22 protein-coding genes, 3 tRNA genes and 3 rRNA genes are annotated in these 24,869 nt (G+C 40.8%); 8 read left to right on the top strand and 20 right to left on the bottom strand.

Annotation, left to right across the window (positions count from 1 at the left end; genetic code table 11):
- The 5 genes from ilvD to ilvL all read right to left on the bottom strand — a co-directional run bounded on the left by ilvD (position 1) and on the right by ilvL (position 5,014).
- Positions 1-1,851: a dihydroxy-acid dehydratase gene (ilvD, locus tag GTH24_RS00915; protein WP_072070863.1), complete on the bottom strand. Its 1,851-nt coding sequence runs from the start codon at positions 1,849-1,851 to the stop codon at positions 1-3.
- Positions 1,852-1,923: 72 nt separating this feature from the next.
- Positions 1,924-2,850 carry a branched-chain amino acid transaminase gene (locus GTH24_RS00910; RefSeq protein WP_164525844.1) on the bottom strand — a complete coding sequence of 309 codons (927 nt, stop codon included), beginning with the start codon at positions 2,848-2,850 and terminating at the stop codon, positions 1,924-1,926.
- Between the two features lie 10 nt (positions 2,851-2,860).
- A complete protein-coding gene (ilvM, locus tag GTH24_RS00905) occupies positions 2,861-3,136 on the bottom strand; it encodes an acetolactate synthase 2 small subunit (RefSeq protein ID WP_023583660.1) in 276 nt (91 codons plus the stop codon).
- Entirely contained in the window at positions 3,133-4,782 is a 1,650-nt protein-coding gene (gene ilvG, locus GTH24_RS00900) for an acetolactate synthase 2 catalytic subunit (protein ID WP_072070864.1), read from the bottom strand. The genes ilvM and ilvG overlap by 4 nt, the downstream gene beginning before the upstream one ends.
- 130 nt (positions 4,783-4,912) lie before the next feature.
- Entirely contained in the window at positions 4,913-5,014 is a 102-nt protein-coding gene (gene ilvL / locus GTH24_RS00895; protein WP_071788577.1) for an ilv operon leader peptide, read from the bottom strand.
- A 442-nt stretch (positions 5,015-5,456) separates the two neighbouring features.
- Here ilvL and GTH24_RS00890 point away from each other — a divergent pair, with 442 nt between their 5' ends.
- A complete protein-coding gene (locus GTH24_RS00890; protein WP_072070865.1) occupies positions 5,457-6,989 on the top strand; it encodes a YifB family Mg chelatase-like AAA ATPase in 1,533 nt (510 codons plus the stop codon).
- Between the two features lie 46 nt (positions 6,990-7,035).
- Here the strand turns inward: GTH24_RS00890 and GTH24_RS00885 are convergent, their stop codons facing one another.
- Positions 7,036-7,374, bottom strand: a complete 339-nt coding sequence (locus GTH24_RS00885; RefSeq protein WP_072070866.1) for a DUF413 domain-containing protein — start codon at positions 7,372-7,374, stop codon at positions 7,036-7,038.
- Positions 7,375-7,489: 115 nt separating this feature from the next.
- Here GTH24_RS00885 and hdfR point away from each other — a divergent pair, with 115 nt between their 5' ends.
- Entirely contained in the window at positions 7,490-8,311 is an 822-nt protein-coding gene (hdfR, locus tag GTH24_RS00880; RefSeq protein ID WP_072070867.1) for an HTH-type transcriptional regulator HdfR, read from the top strand.
- Positions 8,312-8,557: 246 nt separating this feature from the next.
- Here hdfR and GTH24_RS00875 read toward each other — a convergent pair.
- The 6 genes from GTH24_RS00875 to GTH24_RS00850 all read right to left on the bottom strand — a co-directional run bounded on the left by GTH24_RS00875 (position 8,558) and on the right by GTH24_RS00850 (position 13,973).
- Positions 8,558-8,633, bottom strand: a tRNA-Trp gene (locus tag GTH24_RS00875).
- 7 nt (positions 8,634-8,640) lie between these two features.
- Positions 8,641-8,717 (bottom strand) — tRNA-Asp (locus GTH24_RS00870).
- 52 nt (positions 8,718-8,769) lie between these two features.
- Positions 8,770-8,885: ribosomal RNA gene (gene rrf, locus GTH24_RS00865) — 5S ribosomal RNA — on the bottom strand.
- A 115-nt stretch (positions 8,886-9,000) separates the two neighbouring features.
- Positions 9,001-11,903: ribosomal RNA gene (locus GTH24_RS00860) — 23S ribosomal RNA — on the bottom strand.
- 367 nt (positions 11,904-12,270) lie between these two features.
- A tRNA-Glu gene (locus GTH24_RS00855) sits at positions 12,271-12,346 on the bottom strand.
- A gap of 84 nt (positions 12,347-12,430) precedes the next feature.
- Positions 12,431-13,973: ribosomal RNA gene (locus GTH24_RS00850) — 16S ribosomal RNA — on the bottom strand.
- Together the 16S, 23S and 5S rRNA genes with 3 tRNA genes alongside form the textbook arrangement of a ribosomal RNA operon.
- 622 nt (positions 13,974-14,595) lie before the next feature.
- Here GTH24_RS00850 and GTH24_RS00845 point away from each other — a divergent pair.
- A complete protein-coding gene (locus GTH24_RS00845; protein WP_072071071.1) occupies positions 14,596-15,159 on the top strand; it encodes a gamma carbonic anhydrase family protein in 564 nt (187 codons plus the stop codon).
- On the opposite strand, the gene GTH24_RS00840 is transcribed toward GTH24_RS00845, so the two are convergent.
- From GTH24_RS00840 to dprA, 5 genes are read right to left on the bottom strand one after another with little or no spacing between them, the layout of a single operon-like run.
- Positions 15,135-15,395: a DUF1488 domain-containing protein gene (locus GTH24_RS00840; protein ID WP_072071072.1), complete on the bottom strand. Its 261-nt coding sequence runs from the start codon at positions 15,393-15,395 to the stop codon at positions 15,135-15,137. The genes GTH24_RS00845 and GTH24_RS00840 overlap by 25 nt on opposite strands.
- Positions 15,392-16,216, bottom strand: a complete 825-nt coding sequence (gene aroE, locus GTH24_RS00835) for a shikimate dehydrogenase (RefSeq protein WP_072071073.1) — start codon at positions 16,214-16,216, stop codon at positions 15,392-15,394. Before aroE ends, GTH24_RS00840 begins: the two co-directional genes overlap by 4 nt.
- A 5-nt stretch (positions 16,217-16,221) precedes the next feature.
- Positions 16,222-16,791 (bottom strand): L-threonylcarbamoyladenylate synthase type 1 TsaC, encoded by a 570-nt coding sequence (tsaC, locus tag GTH24_RS00830; protein WP_072071074.1) that lies wholly within the window; start codon positions 16,789-16,791, stop codon positions 16,222-16,224.
- Complete coding sequence (locus GTH24_RS00825) at positions 16,784-17,341, bottom strand: DNA topoisomerase family protein (protein ID WP_072071075.1); 558 nt, start codon at positions 17,339-17,341, stop codon at positions 16,784-16,786. The genes tsaC and GTH24_RS00825 overlap by 8 nt, the downstream gene beginning before the upstream one ends.
- 17 nt (positions 17,342-17,358) lie before the next feature.
- Entirely contained in the window at positions 17,359-18,504 is a 1,146-nt protein-coding gene (dprA, locus tag GTH24_RS00820) for a DNA-processing protein DprA (RefSeq protein ID WP_072071076.1), read from the bottom strand.
- Positions 18,505-18,634: 130 nt separating this feature from the next.
- On the opposite strand from dprA, the gene def reads away from it, so the two are divergent.
- From def to mscL, 5 genes are all read left to right on the top strand, one after another.
- Positions 18,635-19,159 (top strand): peptide deformylase, encoded by a 525-nt coding sequence (gene def / locus GTH24_RS00815; RefSeq protein ID WP_072071077.1) that lies wholly within the window; start codon positions 18,635-18,637, stop codon positions 19,157-19,159.
- Between the two features lie 26 nt (positions 19,160-19,185).
- Positions 19,186-20,133 (top strand): methionyl-tRNA formyltransferase, encoded by a 948-nt coding sequence (gene fmt, locus GTH24_RS00810; RefSeq protein WP_164525843.1) that lies wholly within the window; start codon positions 19,186-19,188, stop codon positions 20,131-20,133.
- A 96-nt stretch (positions 20,134-20,229) separates the two neighbouring features.
- Entirely contained in the window at positions 20,230-21,498 is a 1,269-nt protein-coding gene (gene rsmB / locus GTH24_RS00805) for a 16S rRNA (cytosine(967)-C(5))-methyltransferase RsmB (protein ID WP_164525842.1), read from the top strand.
- 112 nt (positions 21,499-21,610) lie between these two features.
- Positions 21,611-22,987 carry a Trk system potassium transporter TrkA gene (gene trkA, locus GTH24_RS00800; protein ID WP_036933204.1) on the top strand — a complete coding sequence of 459 codons (1,377 nt, stop codon included), beginning with the start codon at positions 21,611-21,613 and terminating at the stop codon, positions 22,985-22,987.
- 115 nt (positions 22,988-23,102) lie between these two features.
- The gene (gene mscL, locus GTH24_RS00795) at positions 23,103-23,510 is read left to right on the top strand and encodes a large-conductance mechanosensitive channel protein MscL (RefSeq protein ID WP_023583476.1); all 408 of its coding nucleotides are present in this window, start codon (positions 23,103-23,105) and stop codon (positions 23,508-23,510) included.
- A 3-nt stretch (positions 23,511-23,513) separates the two neighbouring features.
- Here mscL and GTH24_RS00790 read toward each other — a convergent pair whose 3' ends face one another.
- The 3 genes from GTH24_RS00790 to rplQ all read right to left on the bottom strand — a co-directional run bounded on the left by GTH24_RS00790 (position 23,514) and on the right by rplQ (position 24,844).
- A complete protein-coding gene (locus GTH24_RS00790) occupies positions 23,514-23,720 on the bottom strand; it encodes an alternative ribosome-rescue factor A (RefSeq protein WP_072071080.1) in 207 nt (68 codons plus the stop codon).
- A gap of 51 nt (positions 23,721-23,771) precedes the next feature.
- Positions 23,772-24,185: a Zn(2+)-responsive transcriptional regulator gene (gene zntR, locus GTH24_RS00785; RefSeq protein WP_164525841.1), complete on the bottom strand. Its 414-nt coding sequence runs from the start codon at positions 24,183-24,185 to the stop codon at positions 23,772-23,774.
- A 272-nt stretch (positions 24,186-24,457) separates the two neighbouring features.
- Positions 24,458-24,844: a 50S ribosomal protein L17 gene (rplQ, locus tag GTH24_RS00780; protein WP_004246940.1), complete on the bottom strand. Its 387-nt coding sequence runs from the start codon at positions 24,842-24,844 to the stop codon at positions 24,458-24,460.
- Between the last annotated feature and the right edge of the window lie 25 nt (positions 24,845-24,869).

The raw sequence follows: 24,869 nt of genomic DNA, 5'->3' as shown, positions 1-24,869 counted from the left end.
TTAGCCCCCTAACTTAGATTTATCACGCACCGCGCCTTTATCGGCACTAGTGGCTAAAGAGGCGTAAGCACGTAAGGCAAACGAAACTTGGCGCTGTCTATTTTGTGGTGTCCATGCTTTATCACCACGGGCATTTTGTGCATCACGACGAGCTGATAACGTTTTATCATCTACCTTTAATGAGATTTCTCTGGTTGGAATATTGATAGAGACAATATCGCCTTCTTCCACTAAACCAATTACGCCACCATTTGCCGCTTCAGGTGAAACATGCCCGATAGATAAACCAGATGTGCCACCAGAGAAACGTCCATCAGTAATAAGTGCACAAGCTTTCCCTAATCCCATTGATTTTAAATAAGAGGTTGGGTACAACATCTCTTGCATTCCAGGACCACCTTTAGGGCCTTCATAGCGAATAATTACCACATCGCCAGCAACTACTTTTCCACCTAAAATGGCCTCTACCGCATCATCTTGGCTTTCATATACTTTTGCAGGGCCACTAAAGACCAAGTTATCTTCATCAACACCCGCTGTTTTAACGATACAACCATCTTCCGCTAAATTACCAGATAACACCGCCAATCCACCATCTTGGCTATAAGCATGTTCTTTACTACGGATACATCCGTTTTCACGATCAGTATCTAAGGTTGGCCAACGACAATTTTGAGAGAAAGCCTTTGTTGTACGAATACCTGCAGGGCCTGCTTGGAACATTGATTTTACTTGTTCATCTTGTGTTAACATTACATCATATTGTGCTAACGTTTCTGACAAGCTTAATCCTAAGATATTACCCACATTGCGGTTGAGTAATCCGGCTCTGTCCAATTCACCTAAAATACCCATAACTCCACCTGCACGGTGAACATCTTCCATATGATATTTTTGTGTACTTGGAGCTACTTTGCATAAATGAGGTACTTGGCGAGAAAGTCTGTCGATATCTTCCATAGTGAAATCAACTTCACCTTCTTGAGCCGCTGCTAATAAATGCAGAACCGTATTTGTCGAGCCGCCCATTGCGATATCTAAGATCATCGCATTTTCGAAGGCTTCTTTTTTGGCAATATTGCGTGGTAATGCAGATTCATCATCTTTTTCATAATAGCGTTTGGTTAATTCAACAATACGCTTACCCGCATTAATAAATAGTGTTTCACGATCAGCATGTGTTGCAAGTAATGAGCCATTTCCCGGTTGAGATAATCCCAGAGCTTCAGTTAAACAGTTCATGGAATTTGCAGTAAACATACCCGAACACGATCCACACGTTGGGCAAGCTGATCGCTCAATTTGTTCACTATCAGCATCACTGACATTTGGGTTTGCGCCTTGGATCATGGCATCAACCAGATCTAATTTGATCAGTTGGTCTGAAAGCTTCGTTTTTCCCGCTTCCATAGGGCCACCAGAAACAAAAATAACCGGAATATTTAAACGTAAAGACGCCATTAACATCCCTGGGGTGATCTTGTCGCAGTTTGAGATACACACCATTGCATCAGCACAGTGCGCATTAACCATATATTCAACAGAGTCTGCGATAAGTTCACGGGATGGCAAAGAGTAAAGCATGCCACCGTGTCCCATTGCGATACCATCATCAACCGCAATGGTATTAAATTCTTTAGCGACACCACCAGCGGCTTCAATTTGCTCAGCAACGAGTTTTCCTAAATCCCGCAGATGCACATGACCCGGTACGAATTGCGTAAATGAGTTCACAACTGCGATAATGGGTTTACCAAAATCAGCATCAGTCATTCCTGTTGCACGCCATAAGGCACGGGCTCCAGCCATATTACGACCGTGTGTCGTTGTTGCTGAACGGTATTTAGGCATTTTTCACACTCCTGCGATAAAGAAAGCGAGTAGGGAACGATCTACCCGCTAAACAAATTTATTTGATTATGTTTATGAATTGATTGGATCTAACCAGCCGTATTTATCTTCTGTTTCACCCGTAAACAGACCAAAGAAGGCTTTTTGAATTGCTTTGGTCACTGGGCCACAACGTCCGATACCTACTTGAATACCATCAACGCTACGTACTGGTGTTATCTCTGCGGCTGTGCCTGACATAAAGACTTCGTCTGCAAGATAAAGTGATTCACGAGAAAGCACTTGTTCACGCACTTCATAACCTAGATCTTTTGCTAATTTGATGATGGCATCACGCGTGATCCCCGGCAGTGCTGATGAAGTAAATGGAGGTGTAAAAATAACACCATCTTTTACTTCAAATAAGTTTTCACCTGCACCTTCTGATAAATAGCCATGAACATCTAATGCTATCCCTTCTTGATAGCCATGACGGCGCGCTTCGCTACCCACTAATAATGATGATAAATAGTTACCACCAGCTTTAGCTGCGGTTGGAATAGTATTTGGTGCCGCACGATGCCAAGAAGAAACCATTGAATCAATACCTTTATCTAAAGCTTCTTCACCAAGATATGCTCCCCAAGGGAATGCAGCGATAATCACATCCGTTTTATAACCGGCCGGAGGATTAACCCCCATACCAACATCACCGATGAAAACTAATGGGCGAATATAAGCACTGACTAATTTGTTTTTACGTAAGGTTTCACGACATGCTTCCATTAACTCATCAACGCTTTGCTCAACAGGCATACGATAGATTTTGGCTGAGTCATGTAAACGTTGCATATGCTCACGATGGCGAAATACCACAGGACCTTTATGAGAATTGTAACAACGCACACCTTCAAATACGGAAGTACCATAATGTAATGCGTGAGACATCACATGAACTTTTGCCTCAGCCCATGGAACCATTTCACCGTTAAACCAAATATAATCAGCTTGCTTTGTCATTCTTTTATCCTTACATGGCACTGAGTGCATTCATGAACCGTAATTTTTCTTTTTGTTGATGTGATACTTGAATACCTGCAACATCAGCTAATTTTGTTAACTGGCTGCATAAAAGTTCTAATGGTCGCTGGCTGCTTACAGTCAGGCTTAAATTGATATTATTACTTTCCGTGATATTCATGTTCATTGAGCATATATGAAAACCACGATGGCGGATAACTCTCAGGATACGTTCTAAGATCTCTGGACAAAAACGGGCTTCAATTGTGATATTGTGTTGGTTCATTTTGATTTCTCCATCATCTCATCATTACTTGCGCCCGGCGGAACTAAAGGCCAGACATTTTCAGCGTCATCGATAGATACCTGTAGTAAATAAGGGCCATCGCTCTCTAATAAACATGTAATAGCATCAGCAACCTGTGCTTTTTCTGTGATACGTTGCCCCGGAATATCAAATGCTTTTGCCAAGGCAACGAAATCTGGATTATCCGTTAAAATTGTTTCGCTATAACGTTGTTCAAAAAATAATTCTTGCCATTGGCGAACCATACCAAGACGTTGGTTATCTAATAACACCAGTTTGATTGGTAATTGTTTACGTTTGATTGTGCCCAGTTCCTGCACATTCATCATAAAAGAGCCGTCGCCTGATACGCAGATAACACATGCATCAGGTCTAGCAATTTGAGCGCCTACTGCCGCAGGGATACCAAATCCCATGGTGCCTAAACCACTTGAAGTAATAAAATTTTCAGGTGCATCAAATGTCATATGTTGCGCCGACCACATTTGATGCTGGCCTACATCTGTTGTCACAACGGTATTTTTAGGTTTGGCATCTGATAATTGTTTTAATAACAAAGGGGCATAAATTGCAGAGCCCGGATGATCATAACGCCAAGCATGTTCTGTTTTTAATTCTTGTACTTCTTGTTGCCAAGATGCGATAGATAATGACTGAGACAATACAGGCAACAACACCTTAGCATCCCCCAATAACGCAACATGCGCCTGTTTTAATTTATTTAATTCTGCATGATCGATATCGATATGGATAACCTTGGCATTAGGCGCAAAAGTATTTAATCGCCCCGTGACGCGATCATCAAAACGCGCACCAACAGCAATTAATAAATCACTACGCTGAACTGCATAATTTGCCGCTTTAGTGCCATGCATGCCTAACATGCCTAAATAATTATCATCTGACGCATCAGCACAGCCCAACCCTTTTAAAGTGGAAACAACAGGTATTTCGGTTTGTTTCACAAACTCTCTTAATTCATCCACGGCATTGCTCATGGCAACACCTCCACCTACATACAAAATAGGTTTTTGTGCCTGTGCTAACATCTGTTTAGCTTGTGCTAGCTCTTGTGTTGGATAAGGAAATTCTTGTTCCTCAGGTAATTCATAACTTGATAAATGGGAAGCATCAGCTAATTGAACATCTTTCGGGATATCAATTAAAACAGGGCCAGGACGCCCTTGAGAGGCTATAGAGAATGCCTCTGATAATACTCTTGGTAATTCATCCACAGATGAGACTAAAAAACTGTGTTTAGTACATGCCAACGAAAGACCTAAAACATCAATCTCTTGAAATGCATCAGTCCCAATTAAATCAGAGGCAACTTGCCCTGTAATAGCAACAACAGGCACAGAGTCTAACAATGCATCAGCAAGTCCAGTGATAACATTAGTAGCGCCTGGGCCTGATGTCGCAATACAAACACCTGTTGTACCAGTAGAACGGGCGAAACCGATAGCAGCAATGGCAGCACCTTGTTCATGACGACATAAAATATGTTCAATACCGCCATCATAGAGTGCGTCATAAACAGGCATAATCGCACCACCAGGATAACCAAAGACGGTTTCAACTTGCTGTTTTCGTAATGCCTGTACTAACCACTGTGCTCCATTCATCCTCTCACCCTACCATCTTAACTTCTTGTTTAATTTGAATTTATTTTCTATTTAATCTCTTTTTCAAACTCAGGCTCAAAAAAAACCCCCGCGCCTTTCGGTGCGGGGGTTTTTAAGAGATCCGGCTAGTTTAGTTAGCCTTTCTTCGTCCTAGTGCAGCCCCGCACGGTGGGTTAATAATCACCACCACGCTGACAATAATTAGGCTAATCACTAGGACGATAGTATTCATAGTTTTATAACTTCTTTTCTTATTAAAAATGTATGTTTGTTGTGTTTTCTTTCACTCTGTCCTTTTAGAGTTATCATGATATTTTAGTATTGACAACGTTTATTTTAAAAATAATCTCAACATAATGATTTTTATGAATATTTTTATAAACCAAACACCCATCAGACTATTAACCTTTAAATTATTAATTTATTAGTGATTAATGCTGTTGTTAATGCTGGTATTTTATTTTTTTAATTATTGAATTTTTTTATTTGAACTTAGATGATAAATATATATTTAATTAATTTTATATTACTTTAAATAATTATATCTGAATTTATATTTTTATTATATTTCAATACGTTGTTTTATTTTAGAGATATCTCGCATTTATTTAACACTCCATTTAACACACAAGAAAAAATAAATTAAAAAGATTAAAAATAATGGAGAATAAAAAATGGCATTGGCAATAATATATACTCGAGCTTCTTTAGGAATTTCAGCACCACTTATTACGATTGAAGCACATATTAGTCAAGGATTACCCGGATTAACATTAGTGGGCTTGCCTGAGACAGTCGTTAAAGAAGCAAAAGACAGAGTAAGAAGCGCATTAATTAATAGTGGATATATTTATCCAGCAAAAAGAATAACAATTAACCTTTCGCCTGCCGATTTACCCAAAGAAGGAGCGCGTTATGATCTACCTATTGCACTTGCAATATTAATTGCATCAGAGCAATTAACCTCAAATAAATTAGAATGTTATGAGTTTATTGGAGAGCTTGCACTTTCAGGTAAACTTCAACGAGTAAACGCTATTATTCCTTCCGTACTTAGCGCTTCAAAAGATCATCGAATATGTATTGTATCAATAGAACATCAAACTGAAGTTTCATTATTACCAAATAGATCTACTTTATTAGCCTCTCATCTTTTAGAAATTTGTCATCATCTAGAAAATAATACGCCATTAATTGAAGCGGAAGAATTTATTATTAATGACGCAATTGAAAATCAAGATAATAAAGATATGAGCGATATAATTGGTCAAAATAATGCAAAAAGAGCCGCAGAAATTACAGCAGCAGGAAATCACAACATTTTATTTCTTGGCCCGCCTGGGACTGGGAAAACAATGTTAGCACAAAGAATAAGTACGCTTCTCCCTCCTTTAACCCCCAAAGAAGCACTTGATGTCTTGGTCATTAGTAGTTTAAGAGGAATTACATTTAATGAACGAAAATGGCCTTTAAGACCTTTTAGAGCTCCACATCATACTTCATCTGCGGTTGCTCTAACGGGAGGTGGAACACTTCCTAAACCGGGAGAAATTACCTTAGCACATCATGGGATCTTGTTTTTAGATGAATTGCCAGAGTTTGAACGCCGTGTACTGGACGCATTACGTGAGCCACTCGATGCGAGAGAGATTACTATTTCACGAGCCAAAGCCAAAATAAGCTATCCAGCGAATGTTTTACTGATAGGTGCATTAAATCCAAGCCCAACAGGACACTATCAAGGTAATCATAATCGAGCACCGATAAAACAGATATTACGCTATTTAAGCAAGGTTTCTGGGCCTTTTTTAGATAGATTTGATTTATCTGTCGAGATGCCCCTTCTTCCTCAAGGCGCACTGATTCATCCTTCATTTGAGACAGAAAATAGCATGACAATTAGAGCCAGAGTTTTAAAAGCAAGAGAACGACAATTTTTACGGTGCGGAAAAGTGAATACTTACCTAACAGGGAAAGAAATTGAATGCTATTGCTCATTAAATACCAGTGATGCCACTTTTCTCGAAGATACACTCAATAAATTAGGATTATCTATACGAGCATGGCATAAAATCTTAAGAGTATCGAGAACAATTGCAGATCTTGCTGATGAAGAGAAAATACAGAGAAATCATTTAATTGAAGCATTAAGCTTTCGCGCAATGGATAGATTAATGATCTATTTACAAAAGCAATTAGATGGATAAGTAAAAAGGAGCGAAAAAACGCTCCTTTTTACTAAAACTAATGATATTAATCATCAGAGTCGGTATAGTCATCAGATGGATCGAGCTGTGGCTTTCCACCCGATAATGTATGAAAACGTTTTGGACGACTTATACGACTGGTATATTTCTTCCAAATTTTTTCTTCAACCGTTGCTGCTTCTCGTTCGCCACGACACATGGCAACAAATAATTTTTCCGTTTCAGTTGTAGGTTCTCGTTTACCTAAATCAAGTTCATTAAAGGCTTGACCATGACGTTCCAATATCTGGGATTCCTTGATAGTGAAATCGCCATGACGAGAAAAACCACGCGGATAATGTTTATTGTCAAAAAAACGATTAGTCGTGATAAAACTTTCTGCCATCTGACACACTCCTAATTCTCTATCGTCATACTTATGGCGCGGAGTATTAGATAGTCATGCGGTTCTGTAAAACAAAATATTTAAATCGTAACGACAAATTTTTTTGGAGATAGATGTGGATACCGAATTACTGAAAACCTTTTTGGAAGTCAGTAAGACTAGACACTTTGGCCGAGCCGCTGAATCTCTTTATTTAACGCAATCTGCGGTTAGTTTTAGAATACGGCAATTAGAAACACAATTAGGCACAAATCTGTTTACCCGCCACCGCAATAATATCCGCCTCACTGTTGCTGGTGAAAGGCTTATTCCTTATGCTGAATCGTTAATGAATACTTGGCTTTTAGCTAAAAAAGAAATTAGCCATGCATCTCAACATTCTGAGTTATCAATTGGCGCCACAGCATCACTCTGGGAAGCTTATCTAACATCTTGGTTACAGGAATCTTATCTAGAAAGAAAAGAGCTCAGAATCGAATCTAGAGTCTCTACGAGGCAATCTCTTGTAAAACAACTTCATGCAAGAGAACTTGATCTTCTTTTTACAACTGAAGCACCCAAGATGGATGAATTAGAAAGCAAAATTATTGGCGATATTACTTTTCAGTTGATGAAAATAAAATCAAATAAAACAGAAGAAATAGCACAATTTATCAAAATAGAGTGGAGTGCAGATTTTCAGTCCTTTATTCCAAATGGAATAGTGCCAAAAATTGATCCTATTTTAACCACTAATTCAGCAACTATTGCCTATCAATTAATGAAAACAACACATGCGGTTGCTTTTCTTCCCACACATTGGCGTGATCTTTATTCTGATCTTATGCCAGCCTCAACAGATATTGTTCAAAAGCCTTTATTTGCTGTTTGGCTAAATAGCAGTGATCAACAAGCATTAATACAACAGCTATTAAAACAGCCTATAAACCAACAATAAAGCTTAATTTTTTCTATAGTTATCAATGAATAACATCAGGATTTAAGCTTATTTTTCATTAATTAGAATAAATATCAATAGTGTCATACTGATATATTGGTATAGGGAAATGTGTTGTCAGCTTGTTAGGGTAGAGCATAATAAATGCTCAGGAAGAAAGATTTAGAGAATAATAGATAACAAAAAGCCCAGTTAATTAACTGGGCTACAAAGAAGTATAAATTTTGTTATTACTTAATTGGTAACTGGCAGGGGCGGAGAGGCTCGAACTCCCAACACCCGGTTTTGGAGACCGGTGCTCTACCAATTGAACTACGCCCCTAAATAGTTGGCGGAACGGACGGGACTCGAACCCGCGACCCCCTGCGTGACAGGCAGGTATTCTAACCAACTGAACTACCGCTCCGCGTATTCTTTTTTGCGATTAATGTTTTTCAACACTAATGCTTTAATTTAATGCCTGGCAGTTCCCTACTCTCACATGGGGAGACCCCACACTACCATCGGCGCTACAACGTTTCACTTCTGAGTTCGGCATGGGATCAGGTGGGACCGTTGCGCTATGGCCGCCAAGCAAATTCGGTTTATTACCCGCTCCCTTCCTTTCAGTCAGTCGCCAGTAATGTCAATCTTAAACAAGCTTACTTCATCTACTGTCTGTCTCTCAGACAAAACACCTTCGGTGTTGTCAGGTTAAGCCTCACGGTTCATTAGTACTGGTTAGCTCAACGTATCGCTACGCTTACACACCCAGCCTATCAACGTCTTAGTCTTAAACGTTCCTTTAGGTCACTCAAGGTGACAGGGAAGACTCATCTCGAGGCAAGTTTCCCGCTTAGATGCTTTCAGCGGTTATCTCTTCCGCACTTAGCTACCGGGCAATGCCATTGGCATGACAACCCGAACACCAGTGGTGCGTTCACTCCGGTCCTCTCGTACTAGGAGCAACCCCTCTCAATCTTCCAACGCCCACGGCAGATAGGGACCGAACTGTCTCACGACGTTCTAAACCCAGCTCGCGTACCACTTTAAATGGCGAACAGCCATACCCTTGGGACCTACTTCAGCCCCAGGATGTGATGAGCCGACATCGAGGTGCCAAACACCGCCGTCGATATGAACTCTTGGGCGGTATCAGCCTGTTATCCCCGGAGTACCTTTTATCCGTTGAGCGATGGCCCTTCCATTCAGAACCACCGGATCACTAAGACCTACTTTCGTACCTGCTCGAGCCGTCACTCTCACAGTCAAGCTGGCTTATGCCTTTGCACTAACCGCATGATGTCCGACCATGCTTAGCCAACCTTCGTGCTCCTCCGTTACTCTTTAGGAGGAGACCGCCCCAGTCAAACTACCCACCAGACACGGTCCCCGATCCAGATTATGGACCTAGGTTAGAACATCAAACGTTAAAGGGTGGTATTTCAAGGTTGACTCCATGCAGACTGGCGTCCACACTTCAAAGTCTCCCACCTATCCTACACATCAAGGCTCAATGTTCAGTGTCAAGCTATAGTAAAGGTTCACGGGGTCTTTCCGTCTTGCCGCGGGTACACTGCATCTTCACAGCGAGTTCAATTTCACTGAGTCTCGGGTGGAGACAGCCTGGCCATCATTACGCCATTCGTGCAGGTCGGAACTTACCCGACAAGGAATTTCGCTACCTTAGGACCGTTATAGTTACGGCCGCCGTTTACTGGGGCTTCGATCAAGAGCTTCTCCTTACGGATAACCCCATCAATTAACCTTCCAGCACCGGGCAGGCGTCACACCGTATACGTCCACTTTCGTGTTTGCACAGTGCTGTGTTTTTAATAAACAGTTGCAGCCAGCTGGTATCTTCGACTGGCTTCGGCTCCGTCCGCGAGGGACTTCACTTACCGCCAGCGTGCCTTCTCCCGAAGTTACGGCACCATTTTGCCTAGTTCCTTCACCCGAGTTCTCTCAAGCGCCTGAGTATTCTCTACCTGACCACCTGTGTCGGTTTGGGGTACGATTGTTGGTAACCTGAAGCTTAGAGGCTTTTCCTGGAAGCAGGGCATCAATTGCTTCACCACCTTAGTGGCTCGTCATCACACCTCAGCATTAAGTGACCGGATTTGCCTAATCACTCTGCCTACATGCTTGAACCGGGACGACCGTCGCCCGGACAACCTAGCCTTCTCCGTTCCCCCATCGCAGTTACCACCAGTACGGGAATATTAACCCGTTTCCCATCGACTACGCTTTTCAGCCTCGCCTTAGGGGTCGACTCACCCTGCCCCGATTAACGTTGGACAGGAACCCTTGGTCTTCCGGCGTGCGGGTTTTTCACCCGCATTATCGTTACTTATGTCAGCATTCGCACTTCTGATACCTCCAGCATACCTCACAGTACACCTTCGCAGGCTTACAGAACGCTCCCCTACCCAACAACACATAGTGTCGCTGCCGCAGCTTCGGTGCATGGTTTAGCCCCGTTACATCTTCCGCGCGGGCCGACTCGACCAGTGAGCTATTACGCTTTCTTTAAATGATGGCTGCTTCTAAGCCAACATCCTGGCTGTCTGAGCCTTCCCACTTCGTTTCCCACTTAACCATGACTTTGGGACCTTAGCTGGCGGTCTGGGTTGTTTCCCTCTTCACGACGGACGTTAGCACCCGCCGTGTGTCTCCCGTGATAACATTCTTCGGTATTCGCAGTTTGCATCGAGTTGGTAAGTCGGGATGACCCCCTAGTCGAAACAGTGCTCTACCCCCGAAGATGAGTTCACGAGGCGCTACCTAAATAGCTTTCGGGGAGAACCAGCTATCTCCCGGTTTGATTGGCCTTTCACCCCCATCCACAAGTCATCCGCTAATTTTTCAACATTAGTCGGTTCGGTCCTCCAGTTAGTGTTACCCAACCTTCAACCTGCCCATGGATAGATCACCGGGTTTCGGGTCTATACCCTGCAACTCATTCGCCCAGTTAAGACTCGGTTTCCCTACGGCTCCCCTATACGGTTAACCTTGCTACAGAATATAAGTCGCTGACCCATTATACAAAAGGTACGCAGTCACCCCATAAAGAGGCTCCTACTGCTTGTACGTACACGGTTTCAGGTTCTTTTTCACTCCCCTCGCCGGGGTTCTTTTCGCCTTTCCCTCACGGTACTGGTTCACTATCGGTCAATCAGGAGTATTTAGCCTTGGAGGATGGTCCCCCCATATTCAGACAGGATAACACGTGTCCCGCCCTACTCGTCGAGTTCACAATAACAGCATCTTCAGATACGGGGCTATCACCCTTTACTGCCGGACTTTCCAGACCGTTCTCCTGATGCTGCTATTGATTAAGACTCTGGGCTGTTCCCCGTTCGCTCGCCGCTACTAGGGGAATCTCGGTTGATTTCTTTTCCTCGGGGTACTGAGATGTTTCAGTTCTCCCGGTTCGCTTCATGACGCTATGTATTCACGTCATGATAATATCCATTGGATATTGGGTTTCCCCATTCGGAAATCGTCGGGTATAACGGTTCATATCACCTTACCGACGCTTATCGCAGATTAGCACGTCCTTCATCGCCTCTGATTGCCTAGGCATCCACCGTGTACGCTTATTCGCTTAACCTCACAACCCGAAGATGTCTTTTCTTGAAGACGTCTGGGTGGTGATGGCTGCGCAGATTACATTTCGTCGTTGGGCAGTGCTCGCCATGCTCACATACTCATGTATGTTGCGCTGGCTGTGCGCTGGCCGCCTCGAACTGTAAATTGCTCGCTCATCCCACTTCGATGTCGAAAACACATTCAAAGTTTGAGATTTTGAGAGACTCATCAATATACCTCGGTGATATATTGATTTGTTTTCAATTTTTCAGCTTGTTCCAGATTGTTAAAGAGCATAATAGTTAAAATAACTTGCTAAAATTATCTTAACTATTCTCTGATTTGCATCAGACTATAGTGTGGTACGCCTTTCACTCATACCGCGCAATTGGCGTCCCCTAGGGGATTCGAACCCCTGTTACCGCCGTGAAAGGGCGGTGTCCTAGGCCTCTAGACGAAGGGGACTCTTGTCAGCTTCGCAGACGCGCTTTTGCTCGTTCTTCATCAGACAATCTGTGTGAGCACTGCACATAACACGTATCTCTTAGGTAAGGAGGTGATCCAACCGCAGGTTCCCCTACGGTTACCTTGTTACGACTTCACCCCAGTCATGAATCACAAAGTGGTAAGCGCCCTCCCGAAGGTTAAGCTACCTACTTCTTTTGCAACCCACTCCCATGGTGTGACGGGCGGTGTGTACAAGGCCCGGGAACGTATTCACCGTAGCATTCTGATCTACGATTACTAGCGATTCCGACTTCATGGAGTCGAGTTGCAGACTCCAATCCGGACTACGACAGACTTTATGAGTTCCGCTTGCTCTCGCGAGGTCGCTTCTCTTTGTATCTGCCATTGTAGCACGTGTGTAGCCCTACTCGTAAGGGCCATGATGACTTGACGTCATCCCCACCTTCCTCCGGTTTATCACCGGCAGTCTCCTTTGAGTTCCCGCCATCACGCGCTGGCAACAAAGGATAAGGGTTGCGCTCGTTGCGGGACTTAACCCAACATTTCACAACACGAGCTGACGACAGCCATGCAGCACCTGTCTCAGAGTTCCCGAAGGCACTCCTCTATCTCTAAAGGATTCTCTGGATGTCAAGAGTAGGTAAGGTTCTTCGCGTTGCATCGAATTAAACCACATGCTCCACCGCTTGTGCGGGCCCCCGTCAATTCATTTGAGTTTTAACCTTGCGGCCGTACTCCCCAGGCGGTCGATTTAACGCGTTAGCTCCAGAAGCCACGGTTCAAGACCACAACCTCTAAATCGACATCGTTTACAGCGTGGACTACCAGGGTATCTAATCCTGTTTGCTCCCCACGCTTTCGCACCTGAGCGTCAGTCTTTGTCCAGGGGGCCGCCTTCGCCACCGGTATTCCTCCACATCTCTACGCATTTCACCGCTACACGTGGAATTCTACCCCCCTCTACAAGACTCTAGCCAACCAGTTTCAGATGCAATTCCCAAGTTAAGCTCGGGGCTTTCACATCTGACTTAATTGACCGCCTGCGTGCGCTTTACGCCCAGTAATTCCGATTAACGCTTGCACCCTCCGTATTACCGCGGCTGCTGGCACGGAGTTAGCCGGTGCTTCTTCTGCGGGTAACGTCAATTGATAAAGGTATTAACTTTATCACCTTCCTCCCCGCTGAAAGTACTTTACAACCCTAAGGCCTTCTTCATACACGCGGCATGGCTGCATCAGGCTTGCGCCCATTGTGCAATATTCCCCACTGCTGCCTCCCGTAGGAGTCTGGGCCGTGTCTCAGTCCCAGTGTGGCTGATCATCCTCTCAGACCAGCTAGAGATCGTCGCCTAGGTGAGCCATTACCTCACCTACTAGCTAATCCCATATGGGTTCATCCGATAGCGCAAGGTCCGAAGAGCCCCTGCTTTGGTCCGTAGACGTCATGCGGTATTAGCCACCGTTTCCAGTAGTTATCCCCCTCTATCGGGCAGATCCCCATACATTACTCACCCGTCCGCCGCTCGTCAGCAAGAAAGCAAGCTTTCTCCTGTTACCGCTCGACTTGCATGTGTTAGGCCTGCCGCCAGCGTTCAATCTGAGCCATGATCAAACTCTTCAATTAAAAGTGTTTGATGCTCAAAGAAATCGAAAACTTAGCTATTCATAAATGAATTTACTTTTGTTGTTCACTCTTCAAGACTTGATACATCTAATATTTTAGAAGATATCGTCTCTGCGAGTGCCCACACAGATTGTCTGATAATTTGTTAAAGAGCAGTGCAACATTCGCTGCCGTTTCCGGTCTTCTGCGTTGTTGCGAGGAGGCGTATATTACGTTATTCCTCTGAAGAGTCAAGAGTTTTTTCAAACTTTTTTCTTTTCTCTTCACCGTCCTGCGTGGCTAGTTGTTTGCTCATCGCCGGACAGTGGATGCGCATTATAGGGAGATCTCGGATTAGCGCAAGTGTTTATTTCAATTTTTTTTCTGTTCGTTCTCTTTTTGAACTTTGCGTCTATTTTTGATACTAAAAACACCTTTTGCGTACAAAAAATATACGCCTTATCTTTTTATTGTCTATTCGGTATATTCTATCAATCATGCTTAATTGCTCTGCTTCTACTTTTATTACCGTATTTTCGATCCCCATAGTAACGAATAGTAGGGATCATTCTCTCGTCAACTCCCCCCATCCACTGCTATGCTTTTCTTATATACAAAGCAAAATCAAGTACGAGGCAAAATTATGGGGAAATCAGCAATTCGGAACTACTTAAACCTTTCACCTTCTATTGGTAAAGATGTTTTTATCGATGAGACCGCAACAGTTATTGGCGATGTACGCATTAATAAAGATGTCAGTATCTGGCCGATGGTGGTTATTCGAGGGGATGTGAATTACATAAGTATTGGTGAAAGATCAAATATCCAAGATGGTTCCGTTCTTCATGTCACTCATATTTCTCACAATGATCCTGAAGGTTTTCCTCTTATTATTGGTGACAATGTTACTGTTGGACATAAAGTAATGTTACACGGATGCACAATAGGTAATCGAGTGTTAGTTGGGATGGGATCTATTTTACTCGATGGTGCAATTATTGAAGATGATGTCATGATTGGTGCTGGTAGTTTAGTTCCACCAGGAAAACGGCTTGAGAGTGGTTTTCTTTACTTAGGAAGCCCAGTTAAAAAGATCCGTCCACTCTCATCAGAAGAGATAGAGCACTTTATCTATTCTGCTAATAATTATGTCGGGTGGAAAAATAATTATTTAGATACTTATCAATCAGCCATTGATAAAGAATAAATAGGATGAAGAGTTGATAACTCATATTCGGTGATCAGCTCTTCAAATTCTTCTTCAATATCCCAACGATTTTGTTTAAATAATAAAATTCCGTCTCCAACACCAAAACGCTCAATAAGCTCTTGCTCGGTGATTTGACAATTAAAAAGCATTCCATTGATCATAACAGGAAACAGAACACTATTACTCTCAGCTAGCCATGTTTCGCGATCTGGAAATTGAATAGACTGGTTCATTGATTCAATTTTTCTCTTAATACAGTTAAAACAGGATTAATATCTGGTACATACTCATACCATAGTTCAAATGCATAGGCCGCTTGCCCTACAAGCATACCTAATCCATCAGATAAACGTGTACTTCCATGTTTTAATGCGTTGTATAAAAATGATGTCATTCCTACTTGATAATAAAGATCGTAGCAAGCTGTTTCAAAACTATACACATCATTAGGAATAGGTGGTAAATCATTAATCATACTAGACGCAGATGCATTTATGATTAAATCATAATGTCTATCAGCAACATTTTCGGGGGCTATCGCCCGAATTGTACCAAATTGACCAAATTCTTTTACCAGTTGCTCAGCTTTGGCGAATGTACGATTGGTCAAGGTAATATCACAATCATAATCAAGTAATGGAAGCAATATTCCTCTTGTTGCACCACCAGCGCCAATCACCAAAACAGATCCAACTTTACCAGGTACAATAAAATCAAGTCTGGCTAAATCCAAAATAAGCCCTTGTCCATCGGTATTATCACCAAGAAGAGTACCATCATCCAGTTTAACAATAGAGTTAACCGCACCACATCCCTTTGCTCTATCTGTCAATTTATCAACAAAACGAAAAGCATCTTCTTTAAAAGGGACGGTAACATTAGCACCTCGTCCCCCATTAGCAAAAAACTGAGACGCTGTTTTATCAAATTCATTCAAAGGAACAAGTAAACGTCCATAGCCATACTCTATTCCAGTTTGTTTTGAAAAAAACTGGTGAATGAAAGGTGATTGGCTATGTTCGACAGGATTTCCCATCACTAAATATTTTTCCATCAAAATCACCCTTGTCGATATAGTTCACCCGTTAATGCATCTCGAATTTCAGAAGGATTTTGTCTACCGCCAACATCTCCTTCAACAATAGGAATGATATCCTGAAATTGTTCTCTTACTTCTTCAACCGTACGACATGGTGGCAACCCACTTAAATTAGCGCTAGTCGAAACTAAAGGTTTTCCATAAGTTAAACATAGCTCTTTGACAATCGCATGGTCAGTTACTCTCACCGCCAAAGAAGAAAATTTTCCAGTTAACCACTTTGGTGTCGTCGACTTGGCGGGAATGACCCATGTAACCGGCCCAGGCCAAGAGGCAAACATCCTATCTCGTTGAATATGTGTTAATGCACTATCATCAATGTAAGGTTTTAGTTGCTCATAATTATCAGCAATTAAAATTAATCCTTTTTCAATTGAACGTTGTTTTAATGCTAATAAGTCCATAACAGCGCGTTCACTATCAGGATCACAGCCAACCCCGAATACAGCTTCTGTTGGATATGCGATAACTTTATTATTTTGTAGTGCTTCTATAATAGTGTTGTTTACAGGTGATGCTTCGTTATTCATGTTCTTCTCTTTTTGTTTGCGGCTTCCCACATAATTTGCTGGCGCACACTAATCTTACTCCCTGAGAAGACCTTTTTTCCATCAATAATAGATAATGGCAATACTCACACTCACCATTAACAGGTTTATTATTTAACACAAATTGACATTCTGGGTATTGGTTACAAGCATAAAATATCTTACCAAACCGAGACTTACGTTGTAACAGTTTTCCTTTTTTACATTGAGGGCAAGGAATGATAGTTTCATCTGGTTTATCAATTTGCTCTATGTGTTCACATTCTGGATAATTACTGCAACCAATAAACATTCCAAATTTACCCTGACGCAACACTAAATCAGCGCCACAACATTGGCAAGGTTGCCCTTCTAGCACTTTTATAATTTGGCCATCACCTTGCGGTTTTAATGTTTTTATATAATGGCATTCAGGATAAGCAGAACATCCTAGAAAAGGGCCATGACCACCATTTTTCATGACCAATTCACTACCACACTCAGGGCATTTTTCCTGTTTAGGTTGCTGTGTAAACGGCATATTTTTTGCCATTGTTTTACCTCATACACTTATTCCAATCGAGTATAGCCACCAGCCACAATAACGACTTTTTCTATAAGCTCAAGTTCTAATAAAAGAGGAGCTAATTCAGATGTTGATAATCCACTATCATGAGCAATAATATCAATGGGCACTATTTCATTAAAACGTAGAAAAGGTAATATCATATCAATTGATTGTTGTTGATTTGGTGTCAATGGCTCTCTTTGAAGATCCTTTTTTTTATTATCAGGGATCTGTATAAACTTTTCGGTTATCGACTCTTGTGAAGGTTCATAATCATTAGTAAGCCACTGCAATGAACTATTTAAATATTCTAAAATATCATCTGGTGAAGATGCTAAATTTGCACCTTGCTTAATAAGTTGATGATTTCCTTCAAAATGAATATCCCCTAATAATCCAGGTAAAACAAATAATTCCTTGCCTTGTTGCAATGCATAGTTGGCAGTAATCAAAGAACCACTTTTAATCCCTGCTTCAATAATGAGTAATGTAGCACTTAACCCACTAATAATTCGATTACGTTGAGGAAAATGACGAGCTAAAGGCGGAGTCATTGGTAAATGTTCAGAAATTAGAAGGCCAGACTCTTTTATTTGTGTTGCAAGGGTACGATGGAATGAGGGATAAATATGTTCTAAACCACTTCCAAGTACAGCAATAGTGACACCATTATTCTTTAGTGCACTTCGATGCCCTATTCCATCAATACCTTGAGCTAACCCACTCGTAATAGTGAATTCTTTCTTTACTAATTCTTGTGCGAAGTAAGTTGCCCATTTATTGCCGTATGCTGTTGCATTTCTACTACCTATTAATGCAATTTGTGTGCTTATTAAATGTTTTCGATTTCCTGCAACAAAAAGCAAAAGTGGCGGTGATGATATTTGCTTTAATAGAGGCGGGTAATCTGAATCTGTAATAGTTAATAATGATGATTCATTTTTATCTAACCACTTTAATGTATTGTTGACAGCATCTGCATGAAGTCTTAAAAATTGATGACATTGCTGTTCTGACAAGCCACAACTTTTCAATTGTCTATCATTTAGTTGTGTGACTGATTGTAAATACTTTGCAATTTGAATTGCTTTATTAATCGGTAATCTTGAAACAGCATTAAGTCTTATCCATATTTCTCTGGCATCCATGCATTATCCTAATGTTGTTTTTAGCAAACAGGATGAGTGCTAAACACACCAAATACTGTCAATCTAGATAATAAATGTCTAGAATAGACGTTAAATCCTATTCACATTTTAGAAACAGTCCGAATAAATTATGGCAGTGTTACACGTATTACATTATCCAGACGAGCGCCTTCGCACGATTGCAAAGCCAGTCGAAAAAGTTGATGCCGAAATTCAAAGAATCATAGATGATATGTTTGAAACGATGTATTTAGAAGAAGGTATTGGCTTAGCTGCGACACAAGTGGATATCCACCAGCGCATTATCGTCATTGATATCTCTGAAACAAGAGATCAAAGACTGGTATTAATAAACCCTGAACTTCTTGATGCCGAAGGCGATACCGGTATAGAAGAAGGCTGTTTATCTATCCCAGAACAACGCGCTTTTATTCCTCGTGCTGAGCACGTAAAAGTAAAAGCCCTTGATTACAATGGCCAGCCCTTTGAGTTAGAAGCTGATGACTTATTAGCTATCTGCATTCAACATGAAATGGATCATTTAGTTGGTAAACTATTTGTAGATTATTTATCTCCATTAAAACGCCAACGTATCCGTCAAAAAGTTGAGAAACTCGATAAGCTAGATAAAAAAAGAGCTAAAGCAGGACAGTAACAGTTAAATTGAAACAGGAAGAAAACGTGTCTGATTCATTACGTATTATTTTTGCGGGAACACCCGATTTTGCGGCTCGACATTTAGCTGCATTGTTATCAACCCAACATCGTGTGGTGGGAGTTATGACTCCTCCAGATAAACCCGCAGGAAGAGGTAAGAAACTGACTATTAGCCCAGTTAAAGAATTGGCGTTAACTCATGATATTCCTGTTTATCAACCTGCTTCTTTAAAACCAGAAGAGAACCATAAATGGATTGTAGAACAACAAGCTGACATTATGATTGTTGTGGCTTATGGGATGATCTTACCTAAAGCTGTTCTTGAAATCCCTCGTTTAGGTTGTCTAAATGTACATGGTTCTCTCCTTCCTAAATGGCGAGGTGCCGCACCGATTCAACGCTCTTTATGGGCGGGTGATAAAGAAACAGGTATCACAATTATGCAGATGGATGTTGGCTTAGATACAGGTGATATGCTGTATAAAGCATCATGCCCAATTACAAATGAAGACACCAGTGCGTCACTTTATGAAAAACTAGCAGAACTCGGCCCTAAAGCTCTAACGACTACACTAGATCTGATTACAACCGGTAAAATAAAAGCCGAAAAACAAGATGATAGTTTAGCGAATTACGCACAAAAATTATCTAAAGAAGAAGCAAAAATTGATTGGTCATTATCGGCTGAACAAATAGAGCGCTGTATAAGAGCCTTCAATCCATGGCCAATGAGCTTCTTCATGTTAGATGAACAGCCGGTAAAAGTATGGAAAGCACACGTTATTGCAGATGATACAAATCAACCTGTAGGAACTTTATTAAAAGCAGATAAAACAGGTATTTATATTGCGACAGGTAACGGCATTCTAAATATCACTGAATTACAGCCTTCGGGTAAAAAGCCTATGGCTTCTGCTGATTTACTAAACTCCAAGCGAGATTGGTTCACTCCTGGGAAAATCATTCAATAATAATTCTAAACCCTGATATTTATCCTTATCAGGGTTTTCCTTTTTTCACGCCAATGTAACACTTCTCTGGCGCTCAATATTAAACGTTGACTCATTATGAAAACGTCATACAACTTACGTAGCATTGCAGCAAAAGCAATCAATCAGGTATTAGATCAAGGCTTATCTCTAAGCACCGTCATACCAGAACTTCAAAAAAATATTTCAGATAAAGATAAAGCTTTATTACAAGAAATTTGCTTTGGTGTATTACGCACATTGCCACAATTAGAATGGATTATTCAGCAACTCATGGATAAACCATTAAAAGGTAAACAACGTATTTTACACTACCTCATTATGGTGGGTTTATATCAGCTTCTTTATACGCGTATTCCTGCCCATGCAGCTCTAGCAGAAACAGTAAATGGTACTGTTGCATTAAAAAAACCACAGTTAAAAGGATTAATTAACGGTGTATTACGTCAGTTTCAACGCCAACAAGATATCCTAAATGAACGTTTTCAAAATAGTGAAAGTCGTTTTCTTCATCCATCATGGTTACTTGCTCGTATCAAGCATGCTTACCCTGAACAATGGATGAGTATTGTTGAAGGCAACAACCAAAAACCACCTATGTGGTTACGTGTTAATCAACAACACCATTCACGAGAAGAGTATTTGGCATTATTGGCAGATAATAATATTTCAGGCATTGCTGATAATAGCCACCCTTTTGCTATCCGTTTAGAGAATCCGTGCAACGTTAACCTTCTTCCCGGATTTGCAGATGGTTGGGTAACAATTCAAGATCGTTCTGCTCAACGTTGCGCTGAATTATTAGCACCAGAAAATAAAGAACAAATTCTCGATCTATGTGCCGCGCCAGGGGGCAAAACAACTCATATTTTAGAAATAGCACCTCAGGCTCAAGTTTTAGCCGTAGATATTGATGAACAACGTTTGAAACGAGTACAAGAAAATCTTACTCGTTTAAAACTCAATGCAATCATCAAAAGTGGTGATGGACGTTATCCAGAACAATGGTGCGCAGGTATGCAATTTGATCGCATTTTACTTGATGCACCATGCTCAGCAACCGGAGTTATTCGCCGTCATCCTGATATCAAATGGCTTCGTCGTAATGACGATATTGAGCAATTAGCTCAAATCCAAAAAGAAATTCTTCATGCTATTTGGCCATACTTAAAATTTGGTGGCACACTCGTTTATGCTACATGTTCTATTCTTCCAGAAGAGAACATGCAACAAGTTGAAGCATTTTTGACATCAACTAAAGATGCACAATGCCATTACCAACATCAATGCTTACCTGAAAAAGAAGGCGGCGATGGTTTCTTTTATGCATTGATCAGAAAAATATGATCCTGTGATAAAAGATGATATCGGATCTAAAAGACGCTACTATTTCAACGCAAGATCATCAAGATCTTGCGTTTCTTTTCTATTTGTTAATCGAATACTCTGAGAAATTACGATGAAAATTATTATCTTAGGCGCTGGTCAAGTCGGTGGTACTCTCGCTGAAAATCTTGTCGGGGAGAATAATGATATTACTGTCGTTGATACTAATGCAGATCGTTTACGCCAACTTCAAGATAAATTCGATTTACGAGTAGTTAATGGGCATGGCTCTCATCCAAGGATCTTAAGAGAAGCAGGTGCAGAAGATGCTGATATGTTGGTTGCAGTTACCAATTCTGACGAAACCAACATGATAGCGTGCCAAGTTGCCTATACCTTGTTTAATACACCAAATAAAGTTGCACGTATACGTGCTTCAGAATTTGTTCGAGAAGCAGATAAACTATTTTTACCTGAAGCGATTCCCATTGATTATTTAATATCACCAGAACATTTAGTTATTGATTATATTTATAAACTTATTCAATACCCTGGTGCGTTACAAGTGGTTAATTTTGCCGAAGGCCAAGTCAGTATCGTTGCCGTCAAAGCCTATTATGGTGGGTCTCTTGTTGGTAATGCTTTATCAACATTACGAGATCATATGCCACATATTGATACTCGTGTTGCTGCAATTTTTCGTCAAGATAGGCCTATTCGGCCTCAAGGCTCTACTATCATAGAAGCTGGAGATGAGGTCTTTTTTGTTGTCGCATCTCAGCATATCCGCGCTGTAATGAGTGAATTACAGCGATTAGAAAAACCATACAAACGCATTATGATTGTAGGTGGCGGTAATGTAGGGGCCGGTTTAGCAGCAAGATTGGAAAAAGATTATAGCGTCAAACTTATTGAACATAATCAACAGCGTGCAACAGAACTAGCTGAACTTCTTCATGACACAATTGTTTTTTATGGTGATGCATCAGACCAAGAGCTTCTTGCAGAAGAACATATAGAACAAATCGATGTTTTTATTGCGCTGACTAATGATGATGAAGCTAACATTATGTCTGCTATGTTAGCAAAAAGAATGGGGGCAAAAAAAGCAATGGTCCTCATTCAGCGCAGTGCTTATGTTGATTTAGTTCAAGGTGGTGTTATTGATATTGCAATTTCACCACAGCAAGCAACTATTTCTGCACTTTTAGGTCATGTTCGCAAAGCGGATATTGTCAGTGTTTCATCATTACGCCGCGGTGTTGCTGAAGCAATTGAAGCTGTGGCTCATGGTGATGAAAATACATCAAAAGTCGTTGGACGTCGTATACAAGATATCAAACTGCCACCAGGTACTATTATTGGGGCAATTGTTAGAAATGAAGATGTCATTATTGCAAATGCAAGCCACTCTATAGAGCAGGGCGATCATGTGATTATGTTTATCACAGATAAAAAATATGTTCCTGAAGTTGAAAAACTTTTCCAACCTAGTCCATTTTTCTTATAACAATTACTTAGAAATAAGAATAATAGTGATTGTTACTTATAATGGTCTACTATTATCATGTTAGATACTATATTTTTACATAATAAATCTATACTTAGATAAATAAGGGGTGGATATGTCTTTTTTCAAAGAGTTTCGTGAATTCGCAATGAAAGGCAATGTTGTTGATATGGCTGTCGGTGTCATCATTGGTGCAGCTTTTGGTAAAATTGTTTCATCACTGGTTGCTGATATCATCATGCCACCACTAGGACTATTAATTGGTGGTATTGATTTTAAACAGTTTAGCCTTGTATTAAGAGATGCAAGTGGCGATGTTCCAGCCGTTGTACTAAATTACGGTATGTTTATTCAAACTGTTTTCGACTTTGCTATTGTTGCATTCGCTATTTTCTGTGCGATTAAATTAATTAACAAAACACGCCGCCAAGCAGAAGAAGCTCCGAAAGCACCACCGGCCCCATCAGCCGAAGAAACTCTATTAACAGAGATCCGTGATTTATTAAAAAATCAGCAAAAATAAAAACTAAAAGGCCAGTGATAACAATTGAAAGAATCTTTTGTTATCACTGGCCTCCCAGTTACCCTTCTTGTTATGTTTCGCTTTTCTCATAAAACTACCTTTCCCTTTCTTATTTTTTTCTACACGTTGTCTAAATAAAGGATCGTGAACCAACGCGGCTAAAGCATTATCTTTAATAACACCTTTTTGGTGCTGATATTTGCTAGACATAAAAACCTCTTAAATTGTTAAAGAACATAAAAGCATAATACGGTACAGATATTATTGCTTTGTAGCTCCAGATTCAAGTATTTCTAGAATTGAACAATAAGTACTCTCATGAGCACTACCACAACACGCATTACTCAACATCTTTAATGAATCTCGCATTCGCTCCATTTCTTTCAAGCGAATTTCAACTTCTGCTAGTCTTGCATCAACAATATGCTTTGATTCAACACAAGTATGGTGTGCAGGATCAACACGAATAGAAAGGAGCTCAGTAATAGCATCTAATGTAAAACCCAGCTCTTTTGCATAACGAATAAAACGTAAACGTTGGATATCTTGCTCTGTATATAGCCGATAACCACCTTCTGTGCGTCTATCATGATCCATTAATCCTTGTTTTTCATAAAACCGGATTGTATCTGTTGTTACATTAGCTAATTTTGCAACCTGCCCAATACGATACATGGATCATCCTCCATTGTTAATTATGAATAAGCATAGCAAATAACAAAAAAATAGAATTGAAATATAGTGCGAAGCTTATATTACAAAATAGCAGTATGATTAAACAGCAGAAAATAAATATGATGCAACACAAAAGAAGGTAAAGAGAAAAGCAAAAATAAAATATAAAAAGAAAAACCTTTATTTCCTGTGAATAGCATTTTCCTATAGATATAAAAAAACCGGATTAAAAAATCCGGTCTTTTTATTCGCTTCACTAAATAATAATTAAATTATTCAGCTGCTGCTTCTGTTTCAGAATCAGCACGGTCAACAAGCTCAATGTAAGCCATTGGAGCGTTGTCACCAGCACGGAAGCCACACTTCAGAATACGAGTGTAACCACCTGCACGGCTCGCAAAACGCGGACCTAATACTGTAAACAGTTTTGCCACGACTTCGTTATCACGAGTACGGGCGAATGCCAGACGACGATTAGCTACGCTGTCGGTCTTGGCAAGAGTAATCAGCGGCTCAACGACGCGACGCAGTTCTTTCGCTTTAGGCAAAGTTGTCTTGATTATCTCATGACGAACTAAAGAACCTGCCATGTTACGAAACATAGCCTGACGATGGCTGCTGTTGCGGTTCAATTGACGACCACTCTTACGATGGCGCATGACCTTATCCTTCTCAGTAAAACCT

The sequence above is a fragment of the Proteus vulgaris genome (assembly GCF_011045815.1).
Taxonomy (GTDB): Bacteria; Pseudomonadota; Gammaproteobacteria; order Enterobacterales; family Enterobacteriaceae; genus Proteus; species Proteus vulgaris_B.
Note: the sequence above shows the minus strand (reverse complement) of the source record. Positions and strands in the feature narration are given on the sequence as shown.